The sequence below is a fragment of the Rhizobacter sp. P1_G5 genome, from assembly GCF_056405435.1.
In genome coordinates, this window is sequence record NZ_JBFUCB010000722.1 from 1 (window position 1) to 2840 (window position 2840).

Here is a 2840-nt window from a genome sequence, read left to right on the forward strand (position 1 = left end):
GCCGTGCATCGCCCGTGCCGGATCGCTGCGCTGCCGCTCGTCGAAGTGGTGCGCGCCGAAATCGGTCACGCCCGCCAGCAGCAGGCGCCCCGCGCCATGCTTCAGCAGCAGGTGCTCGTTCATCAGCACCGTGATGCCGAGCCGCCGCAGCTCGGCCACCCAGGCCGGCGCACCGGAGTAGTACTCGTGGTTGCCGGTGACCGCGAACACGCCGTGCCGCGCCTGCAGCCGCCCGAGCGGCGCGGTGTGCTCGGAGAGTTCCGGCACCCGCCCGTCGACCAGGTCGCCGGTCAGCGCCATCACGTCGGCGTCCAGCGCATTGGCCGCATCGACCACGCGGTCGACGAAATCCTTGCGGATCGTCGGGCCGACGTGCAGGTCGCTGATCTGCACCAGCGTGAAGCCTTCGAGCGCCGGCGGCAGGCCGGCAATCGGCACGTCGACGCGCCGCACGCCAGGCCGGCGCCGCGCGTTCAGCAGGCCCAGCAGGCTGGCGAGCAGTGCCAGCGCCGGCACCGCGAGCGCCGACACCTGCAGCACCGCCAGCGGGACCGGCCCGCCGCCCGCCGCCAGGTTCCACCCGCCCCACGCCAGCAGCGCCACGTCGCGCCCAAGCGTCAGCACCAGCAGCGTCGAGAAGAACCCCATCGCGATCAGCCCGGCCCAGGCCAGCAGCCCGGTCGCCGCGCGCCGCCCGAGGATCGGGCTCGCGGCCGACAGCACCAGCAGGAACAGGCCGATCAGCAGGCCCGCCCCCACGGCGCCCCACGGACCGGGCAGCACGCCCAGCAGACGCACGCCGATCCAGGCATGGAAGGCAGCCAGCAAGGCCACCGGAAACAAGCGAAATGACATGGCAGGACCTGTCGTGAGCGGGGCAAGCCCCACAGATGGGGCTGGCTTGCGCCATCTCAACACAACCCCTGTCCCCGAAATCCAGGAAAACCCGGGCCGTTCGATGCAAGAAAGTACAGCCCTTGGCGGGGTCCGTACCAAATCGTTCAAAGGCATACGTCTATCGTTGCGGCTGCGGACGTGGCCCACCACGTCGCATCAGTTCGACAACGATGGAGACACAGATGACAAACAAGACTGCAATGGTTCTGGCCTTTGGCGCGCTGGGCGTCGTGGCGGCCACGTCTTCGCATGCCACCGACCTCGTGATCGCGACCGTCAACAACGGCCACATGATCGAGATGCAGAAGCACACCAAGGACTTCGAGAAGGCCAACCCCGGCATCACGCTGAAGTGGGTCACGCTCGAGGAAGGCGTGCTGCGCCAGCGCGTCACCACCGACATCGCCACCAAGGGCGGCCAGTTCGACGTGATGACGATCGGCCTGTACGAGGCCCCGATCTGGAGCAAGAAGGGCTGGCTGAAGGAGATCAAGACCGACGCCGCCTACGACGTGGACGACCTGCTGCCGGCGATCCGCAGCGGCCTGTCGCTGGACGGCAAGCTGTACGCCGCGCCGTTCTACGGCGAGAGCTCGATGACCATGTACCGCGACGACCTCGTCAAGGCCAAGGGCCTGACGATGCCGGCCAACCCGACCTGGACGCAGATGGCCGACATCGTCTCGAAGATCCACGACCCGGCCAAGGGCGTGTACGGCCTGTGCCTGCGCGGCAAGCCGGGCTGGGGCGACAACATGGCCTTCCTGACGACGATGGTCAACACCTACGGCGGCCAGTGGTTCGACATGAGCTGGAAGCCGCAGATCGACACCAAGCCGTGGAAGGACGCGATCGGCCAGTACGTCGACCTGATGAAGAAGTACGGCCCGCCCGGCGCGTCGGCCAACAGCTTCAACGAGAACCTCGCGCTCTTCAACGAAGGCAAGTGCGGCGTGTGGATCGACGCGACGATCGCCGCCTCGTTCATCAGCGACCCGAAGCAGTCGAAGGTGGCCGACAAGGTCGCCTTCACGCAGGCGCCGCAGGCCGTCACGCCGAAGGGCGCGAACTGGCTGTGGTCGTGGAACCTCGCGATCCCCGCCTCGTCGCAGAAAGCCGACGCCGCGCAGAAGTTCATCACCTGGGCCACGTCGAAGGACTACATCAACCTGATCGCGCAGAGCTCGGGCTGGCACACCGTGCCGACCGGCACGCGCAAGTCGACCTACGCGAACCCCGAGTTCCAGAAGGTCGCGAAGTTCGCGGTCGAGGAGCAGAAGGCGATCAACAGCGCCAACCCGAACGACAGCACGCTGCCGAAGTCGCCGTACGTGGGCGTGCAGTACGCGGCGATCCCGGAGTTCCAGGCGATCGGCATCGCGGTGGGCCAGCAGATGAGCGCGGCACTGTCGGGCAAGGTCACGGTCGACCAGGCCTTGAAGACCTCGCAAACAGCGGCCGAACGTGAAATGACCAAGGGCGGCTACCTGAAAAAGTAGGCTTTCCTCCTAGCCCTTTCTGCCCCCGTGCCGGCGTGTGCCGGCCGGGGGTCAGTGCCTGACGGAGGTTCACGCCATGACCCGATTCCTGCCCCGCGCGCTGATGGCGCCGGCGGTCACCACGCTGTTCCTGTGGATGATCGTCCCGCTGGTGATGACCATCTGGTTCTCGCTGGTGCACTACAACCTGATGCAGCCCGGCGACAAGACCTTCGTCGGCATCGAGAACTTCCACTACTTCATCACCGACCCGGACTTCTGGCCGGCGGTGCTGCAGACGCTGGAACTGCTCGGCGCGGTGATCGTGATCACCGTCGTGCTGGGCGTGGGCCTGGCCCTGCTCGTCAACGAGCCCTTCCCCGGCCAGGGCATCGTGCGCGTGCTGCTGATCTCGCCGTTCTTCGTGATGCCCACGGTCAATGCGCTGCTGTGGAAGCACATGAT

3 protein-coding genes are annotated in these 2840 nt (G+C 67.0%); 2 read left to right on the plus strand and 1 reads right to left on the minus strand.

Annotated elements, in window-relative coordinates; all coding sequences use genetic code 11:
• Positions 1-855, minus strand: an 855-nt coding sequence (locus tag AC1D12_RS30005; RefSeq protein ID WP_477844887.1) for a metallophosphoesterase, incomplete at its 3' end; no start/stop codon positions are given.
• A 224-nt stretch (positions 856-1079) separates the two neighbouring features.
• Between AC1D12_RS30005 and AC1D12_RS30010 the strand changes: the two genes are divergently transcribed.
• On the plus strand, positions 1080-2396 hold the full coding sequence (locus AC1D12_RS30010) for an ABC transporter substrate-binding protein (RefSeq protein ID WP_477844889.1): 1317 nt from the start codon (positions 1080-1082) through the stop codon (positions 2394-2396).
• 76 nt (positions 2397-2472) lie between these two features.
• A partial coding sequence (locus tag AC1D12_RS30015; protein ID WP_477844891.1) for a carbohydrate ABC transporter permease occupies positions 2473-2840 on the plus strand: 368 nt, incomplete at its 3' end.